The organism is Novosphingobium sp. 11B, from assembly GCF_054589055.1.
In genome coordinates this window covers 7,182-24,072 of the sequence record NZ_BAAILP010000332.1, presented here as the reverse complement: position 1 = coordinate 24,072, position 16,891 = coordinate 7,182, and the positions used below count along the sequence as shown (strand labels likewise).

The window sequence follows — 16,891 nt, the reverse complement described above, 5'->3', positions numbered from 1 at the left end:
AACGCGCGGCGTGTCTTGTGGTGGGCGATCCGTGTCATCGTCATCCCCGCGAAGTCGGGAACCCCTCTCCTGACAGTTCCTGTTGCACCGGCATCAGCTGGGTCCCCGCCTTCGCGGGGATGACGAACGGTGTTTCAGTCAGACATGACCTCACTGCGGGAACAGAGTTAGGCCCGTGTTAACCAATAAACCCTAACAGCCATCAGGTTTCTGATGACTAGGGTTGCCGATGTTCGACGTTCTGCTGTGCATTCACGATCAGCATGACAGATGGTTTGTCCTGCTGGCAGCCGCGATCTGCGTCGTCTCCACCCTGTGCGCGGTGCAGTTGCTGCGTCATGCCCGTCACTTGTCGGGATCGGCTGCGTGCCATTGGATCGTGGGTGCGGGCAGCGCTATCGGCTTCGGCGTCTGGGCAACGCACTTCGTCGCGATGCTCGGCTACGGCCCAGGACTGGTCGTGGGATATCATGTTCCCGCCACTGTGATCTCGCTGCTCATCGCGGTGGTCATGACCTCGCTGTCGTTCGCGGTCTCCCTCGCCCTGCCGCATCGCAAGGGTTTCGCGCTTGCCGGCCTGCTCGCGGGCTCGGGCGTCATCGCGATGCACTACATCGGCATGTCCGCGATCGAGTTTCCCGCCGACATCCACTGGCGTCCCGCCTTCGTCGCGGTGTCGCTGCTCTTCGCGGTGCTGCCCGCCTGCCCCGCCCTCGCGCTTTCGGTCAAGGGGCGTTCGATTCCCAGCGCGCTGGCGGCTGCGGGCCTGCTGGCCCTCTCGATCGTGTCGCTGCACTTCACCGGCATGGCCGCGATGCAGTTGACGCCCGCGCCGCTCGACCTGCACGGCGGCACCCTGCTCTCCCCCGACAGCATGGCAGCCGCTATCAGCGCCGGATCGCTCGCCCTGCTCGCCATCAGCATCGCGGTCCTGAGCATCGCCCGCCGAGCCCGCCTCGTGCTTCATGCGACCGAGCGCGACATGAGCATTCTCGTCAAGGGCATCACCGACTGCGCGATCTACATGCTCGACCGCGACGGTCAGGTGGTCAACTGGAACGCGGGCGCACAGCGCCTGAAGGGCTACTCTTCCGATGAAGCCGTCGGAATGCCGCTCGCCGCGTTCTACACGCCCGAAGATCAAGCCGACGACCTGCCCCGCCGCGCCGTCACCGATGCCGCCAAGACAGGCAAGTTCAGCGGCGAGGGCTGGCGCGTCCGGCGCGACGGCACCCGCTTCTGGGCTCACGTCACCATAGAGAAGGTCGCCAACGAACTTGGCGAGCACATCGGCTTCGCCAAGATCACCCGGGACATGACGCGGTTCAAGGAGGACGAGGACCGGGTTCGTGAAATGACGGGCCACCTCGACGCGGCGCTGGCCAACATGCACCAGGGCCTGTGCCTGTTCGACGCGGACGGCCGCCTGCGCATTGCCAATCCGCGCTTCAACGCGATCTGGGGAATCGCCCCGGACACCTCCCTGTCAGGCATGAAGGCCGAAGCCGTCGCGGGCGCCGTTCTCGCCGCGCCCGCCGGGCGCTCGGCCTCGCGCGGGCGCCGCGATGACCTGCATCGCCATTTCACGCGCCCCGTCGCCGACATGGCCGCCGCGTCGGTCACCCTCGACCTCGGCGAAACCCTCGTCGTATCGATGACGAGCCGCGCGATGCCCGGCGGTGGGCGCGTCGTGACGTTCGACGACATCACCGAACGCCGCCGCTCCGAGGCGAAGATCGCGCACATGGCGATGCACGACAACCTGACCGGCCTGCCCAACCGCAACAGCTTCGCCCACTGGATCGACGCCGAACTGGAAGAGGCGCGCCATTTCGGACACCAGCTTGCCGTAGTCATGATCGACCTCGACCGCTTCAAGGAAATCAACGACACCCGCGGCCATTCCGCAGGCGACGCCGCTCTGCAACATCTCGCCCAGCGCATGGTCGATGTGCTCGACGACGGCGAGATCGTCGCACGCCTTGGTGGCGACGAATTTGCCGCCGCCAAGCGCTTCCGCGACCGGAACGAACTCGACGTCTTCCTCCAGCGCGTCGAAGAGTGCTTCGCGACTCCGTTCGGGGCGGACGACAACGCCTTTCACCTCGGCGGCAGCATCGGCCTCGCGGTGTTTCCGGAGGACGGCGCCCGACGCGAGCAGTTGCTCAACAACGCCGACCTCGCCATGTACCGCGCCAAGGGCAGCGTCACCGAACGCATCGCCTTCTACGAGCCGGAAATGGACGAGACGGCGCGTGCCCGCCGCCAGATCGCCAATGACCTGCGCCATGCGGTCGATCGCGGCGAACTCACGGTGCTGTATCAGCCCCAGCATGAACTCGCGACCGGCAGGCTGTCCGGCTACGAGGCCCTGCTGCGCTGGCGCCACCCGACGCGTGGCTTTGTCTCGCCGGTCGAATTCATCCCGATCGCCGAGGAGACCGGCGAGATCTTCCGCATCGGCGAATGGGTCATGCGCGAAGCCTGCCGCGAGGCGCGGTCCTGGCCGGATCACCTGAAGGTCGCCGTCAATCTCTCGCCCATCCAGCTACTGCAGAACGACTTCGTGGCGATCGTGCAGAACATCCTGATTGAGACCGGCCTGTCGCCGCGCCGCCTCGAACTGGAGATCACCGAGACCGCGATCATCGCCGACAAGCTGCGCGCCCTGCATTTCCTGCGCCAGATCAAGACGCTGGGGGTCAGCATCGCGATCGACGATTTCGGGACCGGCTATTCCTCGCTCGACACGCTGCACTCGTTCCCGTTCGACAAGATCAAGATCGACAAGTCGTTCGTGCTGCGATCACAGCAGAGCGTGGAGGCCTGCGCGATCATCAAGGCCGTCCTCGCGCTCGGCCACAGCCTCAACGTGCCGGTTCTGGCGGAAGGCGTGGAGACGATCGAGCAACTGGACCTGCTTCGGGAACAGGGCTGCGACGAGGCGCAGGGATTCTACTTCGGCAGGCCGGGCCTGTCCCCGAGCCTCATCGGCCAAGCGGCGGACAACCTGCAGACCGGCTGAGAACCGAATCTCAGGGCTCCCCGGTGCCCCAAAGCTGCTCTTCGCGTACGAAGCCCTTGTGCCCGTCGGTGTCGAACGGACACCAGCCCTCCTTGCACTCCCCAAGCAGGCCGACCACGCCCGGCTCGACGCGCCAGAGCATGGCGGCCGCGCTGCTGCCCTTGGCGCGCATCTCGATCAGGCTGCCGTCCTTGACCATGGCCGCGCGCTGGCGGGACAGCAGGAGGTCGCGCATCCAGCCCTTCGAGCCCTCGGGGTCTTCCACCAGGCGCCACGGGCCCTCGCGGCGCAATACCTTCACCGGAAGATGCGGACGGCGATAGACCCAGTCGATCCGGTACGAATCGCCCGGCCCTACGCGCAAGTTGGCGATCTCCGCATCGATCGAGGCCCAGTAAGGCACCTTGTTGTCATTGGCGGCGCGCGCGGGCTGTCCGGCCAGAAAGGCAAGGGCAACGAGCGGCAGAAGGAAGGCGGGACGGTTCATCGCGGCGATCTTACCGCGCGGCGCCGAGGCCCATCAAGGGCGCTTGACCACGCCCCTGTGGACGGCCTAGCCCATGTCCCGAAATGGACACCGCGCGCCCGCTCCCGCCCCGTCCCCGGGTGATCGTCACGCGGCGGCTTCTGCCGCAGGTGGAAGCACGCATGGCCGAGCTTTTCGACCTCGTCCCCAGCCCCGACGACAGACCGATGACACGGGCGCAACTGGAGGCGGCGATGCGCGATTGCGATGTGCTGGTGCCGACCGTCACCGACATGATCGACGCCGCGATGATCGCCGGAGCTGGAGAGCGCATCGCGATGATCGCAAGCTTCGGCGCGGGAACCGATCACATCGACCTCGCCGCTGCACGCGCGCACCGCATTCTGGTGACCAATACGCCCGGCGTGTTCACCGACGACACCGCCGACCTCACGCTCGCGCTGATCATCCTCGTCTCGCGCCGCTTCAGCGAGAATGCCCGGACCTTGCGCGAGGGGCGCTGGGAAGGCTGGGCGCCTTCCTCGATGCTGGGCCATTCGCTCAGCGGCAAGACGCTGGGCGTGGTCGGCATGGGGCGGATCGGTCAGGCGGTGGCGCACCGGGCGCGGGCTTTCGGGCTGGAGATTCGCTATCACAACCGTCACCGCCTGCCCCCGGCGGTCGAGAACATGGTTTCGGCGCGATATGAGCCCGAACTCGACCGGCTCGTCGCCGAAGCCGACATCCTGACACTCCATTGCCCGGCCGGACCGGAGACCGAGCATCTGATCGACGCACGTCGGCTCGGGCTGATGAAGCCGGGCGCCTGCATCGTGAACACGAGCCGCGGTCGCCTCATCGACGAGGAGGCACTGATCACGGCGCTGTCCCACGACCGCATCGCCGCTGCCCTCGACGTGTTCGAGCGCGAGCCGCAGGTCGATCCGCGTCTTCTGGCGATGCCCGGTCTCGTCGCCCTCCCCCACCTCGGCAGCGCTACGTACGAAGGGCGCGGCGCGGCGGGGCACAAGATCGTGACCAATATCCGGTCGTGGGTGGACGGCCATCGCCCGCCCGACATGGTCCTGCCCGACCTGATCTGAAATCGCAGGCACCGATCCACTTCGGGATCGCAACCCCTTGTCCCGAATTAGCTTCCTGATCTAACCCGGCGTAAAGGGTTCGGCCGCTATCGCGGGATCGAATCTCTTGAGGAATGACCGCGCGATGTTCAGGCGTTCGACAATGGCTGCTCGTCTGCTGCTACCGGCGGCGCTCGCCGCGCTGGCGCCGACGGCCGCCTTCGCGCAGGACGGGCGGCTCGACGTCGCGGACGGCGGCGACACCGCGTGGCTTCTTGCGGCCTCGGTTCTGGCGCTGTTGGTGCTGCCGGGCGTCGCACTGCTTTATGCCGGGCAGGTCCGGGCGAAGAACGTGCTGTCCATCCTGATCCAGTGCGGTGCGATTTTCGCGGCGGCCTCCACGTTGTGGGTCATGGTCGGCTATACGCTCGCTTTCGGCGACGTGGGGGGAGGCTGGCTGGGCAAGGGCAATGCGTGGATGCTGATCGCGCTGGGCAACGTGCGCGCGGGAACTGCCGTACCGGAAAGCACCTATGCACTGTTCCAGATGGTCTTCGCCGCCCTCGCCCCGACCCTGATCGTAGGCGCCTGCGCGGAGCGGGCACGGTTCGGCTGGGTCGTCGCCTTCGCCGCGCTGTGGAGCCTCGTCGTCTACGCGCCGGTCGCGCACTGGGTCTGGGGCGGAGGCTGGCTGGCGCAAGGCGTGGGCACGCTCGACTGGGCGGGCGGGATCGTCGTCGATGTGACCGCCGGTGTCTCGGCGCTGGTCGTCGCGGTGATGCACGGGCGGCGCAAGGGCGTCGTGCAGGGCCTGACCGCGCCGCATGCGCCCGCGCTCGCCATCGCGGGCACTGCGCTGCTGTGGGTCGGCTGGCTGGCGCTGAGCGGAGGATCGGCCGTCGCCGCCAACGACGATGCCGCCGCCGCCATCATCGCCATGCACGTAGGCGCCGCGGCCGCCGCCATGGCATGGCTTCTGGTAGAGCGGCTGACGATCGGCAAGCCGACCGCGATCGGCTTCGCGAGCGGCGCGGTCGCCGGATTGGCGACGCTGGCCCCGGCGGCGGGCTTCGTATCGCCGGGCGCCGCCATCCTGATGGGCGTGCTAAGCGGCGTGACCTGCCATTTCGCCATGCGGCTGGTGCGTCGCAAGCTGCTGATCGACGATGCCCTCGGTGTCTTCGCAGTGCAGGGCGTCGGCGGGATCGTCGGCTCGCTGCTGCTGGCGGTGTTCCTTTCGGAGGGTCTCGGCGGCGTCGGCTATGGCGAGGACATGAACCCGGTCGCGCAACTTGCGGCGCAGGGGATCGGCGTGCTGGTGGTCGCGGTATGGTCGCTCGTCGGCACGGTGATCCTCGCGCTCATGGCGTCGCTGGCGTTCCCCATGCGGGTGTCGGAGGATGCCGAACGCGAAGGACTGGACAGCGCCACCCACGGCGAACGGGCATGGAATTTCGATTGACACTCACCCCCGCAAAACCGGAAATGCGGCGATGATCACCTATTTCCGGCAGGCAGGCCGCAGTGTCGCCCGCTCCCTGGACTTTCGCGGCAAGGCCGACCGCCGCGAGTTCGTCACCTACATCCTGATTTCGCAGATCCCGGTCGCAGTGCTGGCCCTGGCGACGAGTTGGCTCGATCCCAGCCCTGTCCTGCGCGCCGTCATGCTGAGCGTACAGGTGAAGGTCGCCCTGCCCCTGTTCGCCCTGTCGATCCGCCGCTTCCACGACTTCGGCCGAAGCGGCTGGTGGAGCGCCCCTCTGCTGATCCTCGTCGCCCGCATGCTGCTGCTGGAACTCGTTGGCATCCTTGCCGGATGGAGCGTGCGCAGCGCGATCGAGGCCGTGCTCAGCTATGTCGACTGGTTGCTGACCTTGCCCGCCGTCGCCAGCTTCCTTGCAATGGTCGCCTGGCCGTCCCGCTCCGAAACGACAACGGCCGGCACGGATCGCTCCGTACCGGCCGCTTGAAAGCCGCGTTGGCCTGTCCGATCAGTCGCCGGTCAGGATACGATCCACCAGTTCCTTGACGGTCGGCGTGAAGCCATTTGAATAGAACGGGTCCTGCTTGAACTTGTAGGCCGCGTGACCCGCGAACATCAGGTTCTCGTCGATCGGACCGCCGTGGGCGATGTCCTGCAGGGTCTTCTGGATGCAGAAGCTGCGCGGGTCGGCGAGGCGGCCGGTGGTGTAGTCGTCGTGGTCCTTCCACGAAGAGAAACCGCAGTGCGACAGGCAGCCCATGCAGTCGGCCTGATCCTTGCGGATTTCGTCGCGCTCTGCCGGGTTCACGAAGATGATCGTGTCGTCCGGCGTACGCAGGCCATCGGTGAAGCCCTGCGCCGACCAGGTGCGCGCGCGCTCCAGATCCTTAGGGGCGACCCAGAAGTTCTTGCCCTTCACACCGACGTCGAGACGTACGGTGTGCACGCCCGCCTCAACCTTCGAATAGGGGATCTGACGCTCCGAGCGTGCTTCCAGATTGCGCAGGAACGGGTTGCGCACGGCCGAGGAATAGAAGCCGGTGGGCGAGAAGCGGTGGAGCAGCACGTCGCCGGGCTCCAGCGTGCGCAGGTGATCCTTCCACGCCTGCGGGATCGGGCTCTCGTGCGTCAGCAGCGGACGGGTGCCGTACTGGAACGCGATCGAGCCGAGTTCCGGGTTGTCGATCCATTCGTTCCAGTCACGCAGGAACCAGACGCCGCCCGCCATCACGATCGGCACGCTGTCCGGCACGCCTTCCGCGCGCATGGTGTCGCGCAGGGCCTTGACGCGGGGATACGGATCCTCGGGCTTGAGCGGGTCTTCGGCGTTGGACAGGCCGTTGTGACCGCCCGCCAGCCACGGATCCTCGTAGACCACCGCGCCCATCAGGTCGGCGACCTTGTGATAGGCACGCTTCCACAGCGCGCGAAACGCACGCGCGGAGCTGACGATCGGCAGGTAGTTGACGTTGAAGCGCGCCGCGATCTCGGACAGCTTGTAAGGCATGCCCGCACCGCAGGTGACGCCCGTGACCATGCCCCGGGTCTTTTCCAGAACGCCTTCGAGAATCTGCTGCGCGCCGCCCATTTCCCACAGGACGTTGATGTTGATCGCGCCCTTGCCGCCCGAAATGTCGAAAGCCCGGCGGACCTGCTCGACCGCGCCGTCGATGGCGTAGTCGATCAGTTCCTGGTGGCGTTCCTTGCGGGTCAGTGCGTTGTAGATCTGCGGGATGATCTTGCCTTCGGCGTCGTAGCTGTCGGCATTCACCGCGCTGACCGTGCCGATGCCGCCCGCAGCCGCCCACGCGCCCGAACTCATGTGGTTCGTCGCGGCGACGCCCTTGCCGCCTTCGACCAGCGGCCAGACTTCACGGCCACCATAGATGATCGGCTTGAGACCCTTGAAACTCATTTTCTCTCGTCTTTCCCCAGGCTTTCGCGGCTCAGCCCTGCGATCCATTGGTTTTCGGCGGCGCTACCCCCGAAATTCGGCACGGCTTGATATCTGCCGGCGCAGGCCTTGCCCCTGCGGCTTCAAACTGCGCATAATAGCCCTGTAATTCGGGCTTGCGAACAAATTCCGTCAACCGATAGCCCACCGACGCAAATTCGCAGAAAAGCAGCGAAGGCGGCAGGCCGTGCCCACCGGCGGGGCGATCGACATCCACGACCACCAGCTTACCGCCGGGACGCAGCGCCGGGCGCAGCCTCCAGAGGAAACCGTAAGGGTCGCCGACCTCGTGGTACATATGGACCAGGAAGATGCGGTCGAAACTCTTCTCGGGCAGGCTGGGATCGCTCGGGCGGCCCAGCTTGATCGAGACGTTCTCCAGTTCCTCGCGCATGACGCGCGTGGCGAGGCGTTCGTTGGCACCGCGATCGATATCCTCGCCCAGAACCCGGCCCTTCTTGCCGACGCGGTGCGAGAGGCGGACGGTGTAGTACCCCTCGCCCGCGCCGAGATCGGCCACGCTCATGCCAGGCGCCACGCCTGCAAGGTCCATTACCGTGTTGGCCTCGCCCGCGCTGTCGCGCTGGGCTTCGGTGGAGAACGTGCTGGAGGTGCTTTGCGCAACGGGGCGATCGGGCTTGGGGAACTTCGGCGCGCCCTTTTCCCGGCCGTCATCGACGGCGGGCTGCTGGCAGGCGGCCAGGCTCAACAGAGCAGGCACCAGCACGGCCGGAAAGAGGGTATGCGCGCGAAACATGCGGCCCCTTAGCGCCTGTGCGCCCGATTGGCAAAACGGTTGAAAGAGATCCGTCGCATTCATGCCCCCTCGCCCCGGCCACTGTCCCGGGACGAGACGGCCGCCACGTTTCAGTCGGCGTCTTCGACTTCGACCTTCTCGCCGGTCACGCGCTGCGACAGGGCCGCGGCCATGAACGGATCGAGGGCGCCGTCGAGCACGTCGTCGGGCGCGGTCGAGACCACACCCGTGCGCAAGTCCTTCACCTGCTGGTACGGCTGCAGCACGTAGGAGCGGATCTGGTGCCCCCAGCCGATGTCGCTCTTGCTCGCGTGTTCGGCGCTCGCGGCTTCCTCGCGGCGGCGCATCTCGGCCTCGAACATGCGCGCTTTCAGCATGCCCATGGCGATTTCGCGGTTCTTGTGCTGCGAACGGTCGATCTGGCTGGCGACGATGATCCCCGAGGGCTGGTGCGTGATGCGCACTGCCGAATCGGTGGTGTTGACGTGCTGACCGCCCGCGCCCGAAGCGCGATAGGTGTCGATCTTCAGGTCCGACGGGTTGATCTCGATCTCGAAGGTATCGTCGATCACCGGATAGACCCACACCGACGAGAAGCTGGTGTGGCGCCGCGCCGCGCTGTCATAAGGGCTGATGCGGACCAGGCGGTGGACGCCGCTTTCGGTCTTGGCATAGCCATAGGCGTTTTCGCCCTTGATGAGCAGGGTGCAGCTCTTGATGCCCGCCGCTTCGCCCGCGTGATAGTCGACCAGCTCGACCTTGTAGCCGTGGCGCTCCGCCCAGCGCGTGTACATGCGCTGAAGGATTTCCGCCCAGTCCTGGCTCTCGGTTCCGCCGGCCCCGGCGTGGACTTCGAGATAGGTGTCGTTGCCGTCCGCCTCGCCCGAAAGCAGCGCGGTGACCTTGTCCTGATCGGCGCGCTCGGCCAGCGCGGCGAGCGCCGACAGGCCCTCGGCGATGGTTTCCTCATCGCCTTCCATCTCGCCCAGTTCGACGAACTCGACGGCATCGGCCATCTCGGCGCTGATCGAGTTCACCGCGCCGATCGCGGCCTCGAGACGGCGACGTTCCTTCATGACCGCCTCGGCCTCCTTGGGCTTTTCCCAAAGGGTCGGGTCCTCGACGCGCGCGTTCAGCTCGTCGAACCGGCGCAGCGCGCGGTCCCAGTCGAGGAACTTGCGGACCAGCGCGAGGGCCTTCTCGATACGGACAATGTGGGCCTGCCCCTCGGCACGCATGGCGAAAATCTCCGATGAGCCGGGATCACGACCGGCCTGAAACAAACGAGCCGCACCGCTTAGCGCAGTACGGCTGTTTGTAAAGTGGCGCTCAGGCGGTTCGGCGCAAGGGGCCGGGTTCAACCGGGACGTTTGGCTTTCATCGCCTTGACCGCCGCCAGCGTCATCGTGACGTGTTCGCGGTAGTCCATGTCGGAGTGGACGAAGGCGACGTGGCCGCTCTGGTCGATGACGTAGCTGACGCGCTGGGTCATGCCCGCCGGGACGCCCGGCCGGGTGAGTGCAACGTCGTAATCCTTGGTCACCTTGGGGCTGGCGGTGGCGACCGCGAACTTGTCGCGGCATTCCTCGGTCGAGAATTTCTTGAGCGTCGGCAGGTCGTCCGCCGACATGCCCACCACGGTTGCGCCAAGCTGCGCGAACTCGGGCGTGGCTTCGGCGAAGGCGTGAGCCTCCAGCGTGCAGCCCTGCGTGAATGCCTTGGGATAGAAGTAGAGCACGACCGGCCCTTTCTTCAACGCCTTGGCGAGATCGAAATCGACCTCCTTGCCCGCCTTGGCGCCCTTGGCCGCGAACTGCGGGGCCTTCGCGCCGACTGCGAGACTGGCATGCGCGGTGCCCGAAACGGCGAGGAGCCCGAAGGCGGCGACAGCGGTAAGAAGGCGGTTCATGACGCGGATAGTGACCCGACGATCCGCGCCTGTCCAGCCGGTTACTCGATCCAGCCGAGAACGGTGCCGACTTCGTAAGTCTCGCCCGTCTGCGTGACGATCTTGAGTGTGCCGGTAGCGGGAGATTCGACCTCGTTGGTGGACTTGTCCGCCTCCAGCGAGAATAGCGGCTGGCCTTCGGTCACTTGCGCCCCATCGGCGGCGAGCCATTCGGCGACCTGGCCCTCCTGCATGGAGAAACCGATCTTCGGGAGCAGGATTTCGACGGCCATGGTGGTTATGATCCCCTTCGCGTGCCCGGCATGGCGGGCTGTTCGATCGATGGGTAGCGCACTCGCGGCGGCAGGCAAGCGAGGGGCGGACATATCCGTCTCGGCGATGTTGCGGGTGATCGGAGAGGGCTTCGACAGGCTCAGCCTGAGCGGGGTCGGAGGTTGGAAGAACCTTGCGATGGGGCAGGAAATCCACTCCACCCCGCTCACCCTGAGCTTGTCGAAGGGTGCCTGCGCTACCCCCGCCCGTCCTCGTGCGCCATCCAGTGCACGAAGCGGTGAAGCGGGTACATCGCGTCGTGCGGATTGCCGATGGTCGAAGGCCCCGCCTCTCCCAGATGCACGATGCGCTGCGCGCCCCCGGCGGCGAGGCGGTCGCGGTAGGCGGCCATGCGGTCGAACGGGTAGAAGCCGACCGTCTGCGTCGCCACGTTGATCCACTTCACCGCATCGTCAAGGCTGCCCACGCGCACGACGTTGGCGGTCTTGTTGATCGGGTGGAAGTCCACCGGCTCATCCGAGCGGATCACCAGGCCCCGCCCGTCGGTGCGGCCCCAGACGCCGTACTCGTCATCCATCAGCGTCATCGATTCGACCGCTTCGCGCATGTCCATGTCGAGCGGGCGCACGTCGCCGCTTTCCGCCGCACGGCGAGCCACGTGATGGTGCAGGCGCGCGCAGAAACGGTCTACCGCCGCCTCGTCCCCCTCGACGAACTGGAAGCGGCTGGCGACGCAGGCCTCCTGGTTGAGTGTCATCACGTCCGCCGAGCACAAGTCCGCGACGCGGTCGATGGTTGCCTCGTCCACCAGCGCCTCGCGCCCGACCATCGAGATCGAGGTCTTGGGATCGAAGGACACCAGCTGGAAGCCGGGGCCGAGGTACTTGATGACGTTGTTGATCGCGTCCCCGCCGCCCCAGGCGACGATCTTGTCGAAGTACTGCGGGCGATAGAGCACCCGCTCGGTCGCATCGTCGCCGCCGCGCCAGTAGACCGCCGACATCGAGCGCACGATCGGATGGGTGGGATCGAGGTCCGCCATCGTGCGCAGGATCGCGACCATGGTGAAGGGATCGGCGCTGCTCATCTTGAACAGGTTGATGCCCTTCACCATCGCCCCCTGCGCCACCGACTTCACCGCGACGCCGGGAGAATTGCCCGGCAGCACATGGATCAGGCGCGGTGCGAAGGCGCGCACGAAGCTCCTGCGGCCGGTGAAGTCCTGCTTCGGCACCCATTCGTCGAGCGCGCGCGGATCGGGGAAGTTCTGCTCGACTTCCGCCATCAGCACCCGCTTGTCGAGATAGGCGGCCGCATGACGCGCGGTGTTCTCTACCACCGCGCGTGGCAGGATATGCGTGCGGCACATCCGCTCGATGCATTCCTGCATGTGCGAGTTGTCGTGCGCGAGCAGGCGCTGGCCGGTCTCGACGAGGAAGTCGATGATCTCGGCCAGCGGTACGTTGAGGAGCGGCGGCACTTCGGTGCGCGGCGGCACTGCGCGGTCGAAGGGAATGCGCGGCGTGGCGAACGTGACGCCGAGGTCGCGCGACGTCTGGATCACGTCGGTCCCGTGCAGCACCTCGCCGCGCAGGAAGAACGGGGCGGAGACGAGGTCTTCGCTGACCTCAGGCTGTGCGATCTCGTTCATGCCACACCTCGCACATAAGCGTCGACCGTGCCTGCGCAGCCGATCTTGTCGTCGCCTTCCAGATCCGCATAACGGGCGATGTCGTCGCGGATCGACGGGCCGTGGTTCCCGCAAGCGCAAGGGGAATGGTCCAGCGAAATCCTGTCGCCGGTGATGACGCCGCCCCAGCGTCCGTCGAGCGAGAGGTCGAAGAACGCCGCGCGCCCTTCCTGTTCGCCGCCCGCATGGGGAAGCGCCTCGTCACCCGACTTGTCGAGCAGCACCGGCACGATCCACGGCGGCACGTGATAGCGCCCGCCCTCTCGGCACTTCGGCATGCCGGAGTTCAGTTCCTGCATCGAATAGTTCTGGAAATGCCGGTCGGCCGGGATGTTGAACGTCTCGAACACATAGTCCTGATAGTCCGCCGGAAGCTGCGCGCGCTTGAGCCCCCCGCCGACGTAGATCGAGTTGTCCGGATTGAAGTCCTCACGCCCGTAGCCCGCGTCGCGCACGGCCTTGGCGACCTGCCACAGCCCGTTCCACAGCCCCGAAAGCTGGAGCTTGCGGTGGCGGTTCTCGATGATGAACTGCGCCGTCGCGGGCACCGCATCGGCGACCAGCCGCGCGCGCTCGGCCGATGTTTCCTCGAAGGCGGCGATCTCGTCCGGACGGGCGGTGCCCTCGGCGATCTTCTTGCGCATGACCACCATCGCCGTCAGCGAACCGACCGTGATCGGCGGCACCGGATAGGCCCAGCGCGGCCACTCGGGATTGGCGAAAGCCTCGTACTGCGCCTGGGCGATCGCCGCGTTCTTGGGCACCGTCGCCACGGGAGCGCAGCCGACGATCAGCCGGTCCTGCGCCGGCACAACGCCCGAGCCCCAAGCGAAGACGTTGACCGTGTCGATCCGCGACCAGTCCATGTCCTTCCGCGAGGCGATCAGCATCGCCGACTTGCCGGTGGTGCCGCTGGAGCAGGAAATGAAGTGCCCCTGCTCCGCCAGCCGCGCGATCCAGTCGTCGATCCCGGCGATCCCGTCCGTCGCGATGCCCTCGATCGGGTAGGCCGAGACCGTGCCGAGCCACTTGGTCAGCCGATCCCAGCGCTCGTCCATCAGGTAGCTTTCCGGATAGGACTTGTAGGCGGTGTGCGGAAACAGCACCGGCACCACGTCCTCGATCCGCGCGATGCTGTCGATCCCGGCGTCGCGGGCGCGCAGGCCGAGCAGCTTGATCCGATCGCGGCGCTCCTGAAACCGCTCGTCCAGCGCGGCGACCTGGGTTTCGCGCAAGTCGCCCGCGGAGAACGCGAAGCGCTCCGGGTCAGCGACCAGCGCAGTGAGTTTGTCCGCAGCAATGCCCATGCTTCCCTTACTCCTCTCCCTTGCCGCCGCGACGGACTGGACAGTCCATCGCGACTCGATTAATAACACCTTATGCGTTTCATTATTCACGAGCCTCTTGGCGACGCAAGCCAAATCGGGTCCATGGGGATCATGCTCGAAGACACGCACCCTGCGCTCCCCAAGGCGGGCCGACCCACGCGCGAACAGGCGCAGGCCCGGCAGGTCGCCCTGCTCGACACCGCGCTCGAACACTTTCTCGACAAGGGATACGAAAGCGCCACGATCGAGGGGATCGCCGCCGACGTGAACATGACCAAGCGCACGGTCTATGCGAAGTACCCGGACAAGGCCGCGCTTTTCCGCGCCGCCGTCCGCCACGGCACCGAGGCCCGTGCGGTCGGTAGCGGGACGATCGCCGCCACGCGCGGGGACACGCTGGAGGATACGCTCATTGCCATCGCGATGCTGCGGATCGGACTGGTGGGAGAACCTGCGGGTGCGAAGCTGCAACGGCTCATCAATACCGAGAGCTACCGCTTCCCGGACATCTTCCAGACCTATTACGACATCGCCGCGCTGCCGACCGTGCGGTTCCTCGCGCAGATCCTCGAGGAAGAGACCGAGGCAGGCCGCCTCGCCATCGGCGACGCGATGCTTGCGGCCAACGTGTTCATGAGCATGGTCGTCAGCGGCCCGGTGCGCTTCATTCTGTCGGGCAATATGCTGACCGAACAGGACATCGACCGGCGCGTGCGCTTCGCGATCGACTTGTTCCTCAAGGGGGCCGAGCCACGATAGACAAGACACCGCGACCCGCAAAGGCCGGGCGCGCGAGGGAGAATGCCGAAATGTCCGATAATTCCGCGAAGCCGCAGCCCGTCGTCGTGATCACCGGCGCCAGTTCCGGCATCGGCAAGGCCAGTGCGGCCGAGTTCGCCCGCATGGGCTGGCACGTCATCGCGACCGGGCGCGATCCGGCCCGCTGCGACGCCGCCGAAGCGGAACTGCGCGCTTTCGGCAAAGTCGATTTCCTGCGCGGCGACTTCGCCGAGATGGCCGACGTGCGCCGCGTCGCGAGCGAGATCGCCGCGCTAACCGACAAGGTCCACGTCCTCGTCAACAACGCGGGCGGCATCCGCGACGGGCTCTACCTCTCATCCGAGGGGCTGGAGGCGACTTTTGCCGCCAACCACCTTGCCCCTTTCCTGCTGACCCGCGAACTGCTCCCTCTGCTGGAGCGCGCGGCGCAGGACAGCCCCTCCGGCACGGTGCGGGTGATCGCCGTCTCATCGCTCGCGCACGAACAGGCGAAAGCGATGCGCTGGGACGACCTGATGATGCTGGACGACTTCGCCACCGGTCCCGCCTATTGCCAGGCCAAGCTCGCCAACCTGCTGTTCACCCGCGAACTGGCCAGCCGCCTCGCCGACAAGGGCATCACCGCGCAGGCCATGCATCCGGGCAAGGTCGGCTCGAATTTTTGGAGCCACGGCGAAGCCTCGCTGCAGGCCTATGGCAAGGGACAGGATCTCGTCTCGCCCGAGCAGTCCGCGCGCACGATCGTCTGGCTCGCCACCGCGCCCGAGGCGGGCGTGAACGGGGGGCGCTACTTCCACGACCTTGCCGAGATTCCGGCCGCCCCGCAGGCGCTCGACGATGCGGCGGCCGCGCGGTTGTGGCAGGAGAGCGAGCGCATTCTCGCCGATCTCTGAGGAAGTGCCCCGTGCCCGATCCTTGATGGAGCAGGTCACGGGGCGACGTCTGCGACCCGCATGGGCTACCGCTCAGGGCGCGGAGGAAGGGAGAGGACTCCGCGCCCTTGGCCGCGATGCGCGGGCGACCATTTGCGGCTGATAAAGGGTATATAGCAGGCAAACGATTGCAAATTGTTCTTTAGGCCTAGAGGAATTTGCGTAGCGGTTGGTCGATACCCTAAAAACCACGGCGCCCGCGCTTGACCCCGTGGCGCCGCGCGCCGCAAGGAGGCGGCGACATACTCGACACGGGAACCTGCCCTGATGACTTCGATCGACCGCCCCCGCCGCAGCGCGCTCTACCTGCCCGCCTCGAATGCCAAGGCTCTCGCCAAGGCGCGCACCCTGCCCTGCGACGTGGTGATCCTCGACCTCGAGGACGCGGTCGCGCCCGAGGCCAAGGAAGAGGCACGCGCTGCCGCCGTCGCCGCGATCGCGCAAGGCGGCTTCGGCCACCGGGAAGTCGCGATCCGCGTCAACGGGCTCGATACCGAATGGGGCGCGGCGGACCTTGCCGCCGTCGCCGGGTCGAAGGCCGACGCGGTGCTGGCGCCCAAGGTCAACGGCCCGCAGGACATCGACCGGCTGCAGGATGCGCTGAGCGGCGCTCCCGAAACCCTGCAACTCTGGGCGATGATAGAGACTTGCGCGAGTGTCTTCGCGCTGGAGCCGATCGCGGCGAAGGCCCGTTCGACGCGGCTGTCGTTGTGGATCATGGGCCTCAACGATCTCGCCAAGGAGATGCGCGCGCAGTCCGTGCCCGAGCGCACGCCGTTCCTGCCGTTCCTGTCGATGGCGGTCGCGGCCGCGCGGGCGCACGGCGTCACCGTGCTCGACGGCGTCTGCAACGAATTCCGCGATTTAGGTGTGTTCGAGGCGGAGGCGCGGCAGGGGCTGCTGTTCGGCTTCGACGGCAAGAGCCTGATCCATCCCGCGCAGATCGAGCCCTGCAATACGGTGTTCTCACCGAGCGAAGCGGACCTTGGCTGGGCGGCCTCGGTGATCGCGGCATTCGCGCTGCCGGAGAACCAGGGCAAGGGCGCGATCAAGGTCGATGGCAAGATGACCGAACTGCTGCATCTGGAGCAGGCCCGGCGGCTGGTCGCGGTGGCGGAGCAGATCCTTCGACAAGCTCAGGATGAGCGGGGGTAATGTGACGAGCAGCGAGGATTGAAATCCCTCGCTCTCAATTCCGCTCAGGCTGAGCTT

At 66.6% G+C, this 16,891-nt stretch carries 15 protein-coding genes; 7 read left to right on the top strand and 8 right to left on the bottom strand.

The window, feature by feature from the left end:
• Positions 1-229: 229 nt before the first annotated feature.
• Positions 230-3,025 (top strand): bifunctional diguanylate cyclase/phosphodiesterase, encoded by a 2,796-nt coding sequence (locus ACYPYD_RS27335; RefSeq protein ID WP_459666933.1) that lies wholly within the window; start codon positions 230-232, stop codon positions 3,023-3,025.
• 10 nt (positions 3,026-3,035) lie between these two features.
• Here the strand turns inward: ACYPYD_RS27335 and ACYPYD_RS27330 are convergent, their stop codons facing one another.
• Entirely contained in the window at positions 3,036-3,512 is a 477-nt protein-coding gene (locus tag ACYPYD_RS27330) for an SH3 domain-containing protein (RefSeq protein WP_459666931.1), read from the bottom strand.
• 83 nt (positions 3,513-3,595) lie between these two features.
• Here ACYPYD_RS27330 and ACYPYD_RS27325 point away from each other — a divergent pair, with 83 nt between their 5' ends.
• From ACYPYD_RS27325 to ACYPYD_RS27315, 3 genes are all read left to right on the top strand, one after another.
• Positions 3,596-4,594: a 2-hydroxyacid dehydrogenase gene (locus ACYPYD_RS27325; RefSeq protein WP_459666929.1), complete on the top strand. Its 999-nt coding sequence runs from the start codon at positions 3,596-3,598 to the stop codon at positions 4,592-4,594.
• 142 nt (positions 4,595-4,736) lie between these two features.
• Positions 4,737-6,035, top strand: a complete 1,299-nt coding sequence (locus ACYPYD_RS27320) for an ammonium transporter (RefSeq protein WP_459666928.1) — start codon at positions 4,737-4,739, stop codon at positions 6,033-6,035.
• A gap of 31 nt (positions 6,036-6,066) precedes the next feature.
• Positions 6,067-6,543: a DUF805 domain-containing protein gene (locus tag ACYPYD_RS27315; protein WP_459666926.1), complete on the top strand. Its 477-nt coding sequence runs from the start codon at positions 6,067-6,069 to the stop codon at positions 6,541-6,543.
• A 21-nt stretch (positions 6,544-6,564) separates the two neighbouring features.
• Here the strand turns inward: ACYPYD_RS27315 and ACYPYD_RS27310 are convergent, their stop codons facing one another.
• The 7 genes from ACYPYD_RS27310 to ACYPYD_RS27280 form a co-directional block, all read right to left on the bottom strand.
• Positions 6,565-7,971: an NAD(P)H-dependent flavin oxidoreductase gene (locus ACYPYD_RS27310; protein ID WP_008830975.1), complete on the bottom strand. Its 1,407-nt coding sequence runs from the start codon at positions 7,969-7,971 to the stop codon at positions 6,565-6,567.
• Positions 7,972-8,002: 31 nt separating this feature from the next.
• Positions 8,003-8,767, bottom strand: coding sequence for a class I SAM-dependent methyltransferase (locus ACYPYD_RS27305; RefSeq protein ID WP_008830976.1), 765 nt, complete (start codon positions 8,765-8,767; stop codon positions 8,003-8,005).
• Between the two features lie 110 nt (positions 8,768-8,877).
• Positions 8,878-10,005 carry a peptide chain release factor 2 gene (gene prfB / locus ACYPYD_RS27300; RefSeq protein ID WP_036522883.1) on the bottom strand — a complete coding sequence of 376 codons (1,128 nt, stop codon included), beginning with the start codon at positions 10,003-10,005 and terminating at the stop codon, positions 8,878-8,880.
• A gap of 119 nt (positions 10,006-10,124) precedes the next feature.
• On the bottom strand, positions 10,125-10,676 hold the full coding sequence (locus ACYPYD_RS27295; protein ID WP_008830978.1) for a peroxiredoxin: 552 nt from the start codon (positions 10,674-10,676) through the stop codon (positions 10,125-10,127).
• 41 nt (positions 10,677-10,717) lie between these two features.
• Positions 10,718-10,948 carry a biotin/lipoyl-containing protein gene (locus ACYPYD_RS27290; protein ID WP_008830979.1) on the bottom strand — a complete coding sequence of 77 codons (231 nt, stop codon included), beginning with the start codon at positions 10,946-10,948 and terminating at the stop codon, positions 10,718-10,720.
• A 236-nt stretch (positions 10,949-11,184) separates the two neighbouring features.
• Positions 11,185-12,600, bottom strand: a complete 1,416-nt coding sequence (locus ACYPYD_RS27285) for an acyl-CoA reductase (protein WP_459666925.1) — start codon at positions 12,598-12,600, stop codon at positions 11,185-11,187.
• Positions 12,597-13,946, bottom strand: a complete 1,350-nt coding sequence (locus ACYPYD_RS27280) for a hypothetical protein (protein ID WP_459666924.1) — start codon at positions 13,944-13,946, stop codon at positions 12,597-12,599. Before ACYPYD_RS27280 ends, ACYPYD_RS27285 begins: the two co-directional genes overlap by 4 nt.
• 132 nt (positions 13,947-14,078) lie before the next feature.
• Here ACYPYD_RS27280 and ACYPYD_RS27275 point away from each other — a divergent pair, with 132 nt between their 5' ends.
• The 3 genes from ACYPYD_RS27275 to ACYPYD_RS27265 all read left to right on the top strand — a co-directional run bounded on the left by ACYPYD_RS27275 (position 14,079) and on the right by ACYPYD_RS27265 (position 16,834).
• Entirely contained in the window at positions 14,079-14,726 is a 648-nt protein-coding gene (locus tag ACYPYD_RS27275; RefSeq protein ID WP_459666923.1) for a TetR/AcrR family transcriptional regulator, read from the top strand.
• Between the two features lie 50 nt (positions 14,727-14,776).
• Positions 14,777-15,640: an SDR family NAD(P)-dependent oxidoreductase gene (locus ACYPYD_RS27270; protein ID WP_459666921.1), complete on the top strand. Its 864-nt coding sequence runs from the start codon at positions 14,777-14,779 to the stop codon at positions 15,638-15,640.
• Between the two features lie 306 nt (positions 15,641-15,946).
• Positions 15,947-16,834, top strand: a complete 888-nt coding sequence (locus ACYPYD_RS27265) for an HpcH/HpaI aldolase/citrate lyase family protein (protein ID WP_459666920.1) — start codon at positions 15,947-15,949, stop codon at positions 16,832-16,834.
• The last annotated feature ends 57 nt before the right edge of the window (positions 16,835-16,891 follow it).

What these genes read in the sequence shown, in the direction of transcription:
- ACYPYD_RS27290 (WP_008830979.1), bottom strand. Translation starts at nt 10,948, where the DNA reads ATGGCCGTCGAAATCCTGCTCCCGAAGATCGGTTTCTCCATGCAGGAG.
- ACYPYD_RS27270 (WP_459666921.1), top strand. Translation starts at nt 14,777, where the DNA reads ATGTCCGATAATTCCGCGAAGCCGCAGCCCGTCGTCGTGATCACCGGC.
- ACYPYD_RS27285 (WP_459666925.1), bottom strand. Translation starts at nt 12,600, where the DNA reads ATGAACGAGATCGCACAGCCTGAGGTCAGCGAAGACCTCGTCTCCGCC.
- ACYPYD_RS27265 (WP_459666920.1), top strand. Translation starts at nt 15,947, where the DNA reads ATGACTTCGATCGACCGCCCCCGCCGCAGCGCGCTCTACCTGCCCGCC.
- ACYPYD_RS27275 (WP_459666923.1), top strand. Translation starts at nt 14,079, where the DNA reads ATGCTCGAAGACACGCACCCTGCGCTCCCCAAGGCGGGCCGACCCACG.
- ACYPYD_RS27305 (WP_008830976.1), bottom strand. Translation starts at nt 8,767, where the DNA reads ATGTTTCGCGCGCATACCCTCTTTCCGGCCGTGCTGGTGCCTGCTCTG.
- ACYPYD_RS27320 (WP_459666928.1), top strand. Translation starts at nt 4,737, where the DNA reads ATGGCTGCTCGTCTGCTGCTACCGGCGGCGCTCGCCGCGCTGGCGCCG.
- ACYPYD_RS27280 (WP_459666924.1), bottom strand. Translation starts at nt 13,946, where the DNA reads ATGGGCATTGCTGCGGACAAACTCACTGCGCTGGTCGCTGACCCGGAG.
- ACYPYD_RS27330 (WP_459666931.1), bottom strand. Translation starts at nt 3,512, where the DNA reads ATGAACCGTCCCGCCTTCCTTCTGCCGCTCGTTGCCCTTGCCTTTCTG.
- ACYPYD_RS27335 (WP_459666933.1), top strand. Translation starts at nt 230, where the DNA reads ATGTTCGACGTTCTGCTGTGCATTCACGATCAGCATGACAGATGGTTT.
- ACYPYD_RS27325 (WP_459666929.1), top strand. Translation starts at nt 3,596, where the DNA reads ATGGACACCGCGCGCCCGCTCCCGCCCCGTCCCCGGGTGATCGTCACG.
- prfB (WP_036522883.1), bottom strand. Translation starts at nt 10,005, where the DNA reads ATGCGTGCCGAGGGGCAGGCCCACATTGTCCGTATCGAGAAGGCCCTC.
- ACYPYD_RS27315 (WP_459666926.1), top strand. Translation starts at nt 6,067, where the DNA reads ATGATCACCTATTTCCGGCAGGCAGGCCGCAGTGTCGCCCGCTCCCTG.
- ACYPYD_RS27310 (WP_008830975.1), bottom strand. Translation starts at nt 7,971, where the DNA reads ATGAGTTTCAAGGGTCTCAAGCCGATCATCTATGGTGGCCGTGAAGTC.
- ACYPYD_RS27295 (WP_008830978.1), bottom strand. Translation starts at nt 10,676, where the DNA reads ATGAACCGCCTTCTTACCGCTGTCGCCGCCTTCGGGCTCCTCGCCGTT.